The 1262-nt window shown below is 51.3% G+C and carries 1 protein-coding gene; it reads left to right on the top strand.

The window, feature by feature from the left end; all coding sequences use genetic code 11:
- The coding region (locus ABRP88_RS11325; protein ID WP_349837256.1) for an integrase core domain-containing protein at positions 1-806 on the top strand (806 nt) is incomplete at its 5' end.
- Positions 807-1262: the final 456 nt, after the last annotated feature.

The raw sequence follows: 1262 nt of genomic DNA, 5'->3' as shown, positions 1-1262 counted from the left end.
GAAACCGAGACTTCGGCTATACTGACCAAAGCAGCATAGCTAGCCCCCGATGTGTCCACTTTCCGGGGGTCGGGCCCGACCATTCCCGCTTCATAATTTCCTGCCAAGCCTACGCCCAAGCCACGGTAGGAAACGTCCTCGAAAGCTTTACCCAAGCAGGTCACACACACGGCTACCCGCAGTCCACTCTCACCGACAATGGGCGAGCTTTTACTACCAACAGCGACCGCACTAAGCCAACCCGAAACGGCTTCGAACAACTCCTAGTCGACCTAGGAATAGCTCAGAAAAATGGCAAACCGTACCACCCACAAACACAAGGAAAAGTAGAACGCTTCCACCACACACTCAAAGTTGCCCTAGCAAACAAACCAGCAGCTCACAGTATCGAAAAACTCAACGAAGACCTAAAAGAAATCATTGAGTACTACAACTACAAACGCCCACACAGAGCACTACAACGCACCACGCCCGCAGAATCCTACAACGCGCTGCCTAAAGCAAAACCTGCCTTAATTAAAAATTCACATGACTTCCGGCTACGAACCGACAAAGTAGGCAAAAACGGCAAAACAACACTGCGCTGGCATGGCACACTACGCCGCCTCTACATCGGTCGCCGATGGAGCGGATACCCCATCACAATGGTGTGCATCGACAATCGCATTGACATCAAAATAGCCGCCATTGGGGCACAAATCGCGGCCTACACACTAAACGACGACAAGGTCTACTACAGCCAAAAAGACAACAAACTCCACGCCGCCCAGGGCACCACAAAAAAGAAAAGCCTCGAGACACCATAGGAACGATGTCTCGAGACTTCACACAGTTCACACGCGATGATGTGGCCCTCTATGAAAACACTGAGGACCTTTTACTTCACTCAGCATCAGCAGACCTCGGAATCGACCGTGCCTCGCTGCATTCTTGGGTCAAGAAGTACGGCACCGGTAAACGTGCCCGCATAAAAGCAGTGCATGATAAAGCCCAAGCGGCGAATGAATCCGAACGTATCCACCAGCGAGAGAAAAGGAAACGCAAAACTACGCGAAGAACGCGACATCCTGCGCAAGGCCGCCAAATATTATGCTTAAAACAGACTCACTGGAGTTCTGCTTCCAGTTTGTCTATGACCACCGAACCGAGTACTCGCCTCACACGGATGTGTAATGTGTTAAAGCTCAAGGTCAAGTCCGGTGGAGTGGTGTATCTGTCCTTCCTGAATCTGTGAATCGGGGGACAGTGTCAGGGTCGGTGTT

The organism is Corynebacterium sp. KPL2734, assembly GCF_040225595.1.
GTDB classification, from domain to species: domain Bacteria; phylum Actinomycetota; class Actinomycetes; order Mycobacteriales; family Mycobacteriaceae; genus Corynebacterium; species Corynebacterium rhinophilum.
This window is presented reverse-complemented; position numbering and strand designations above follow the sequence as displayed.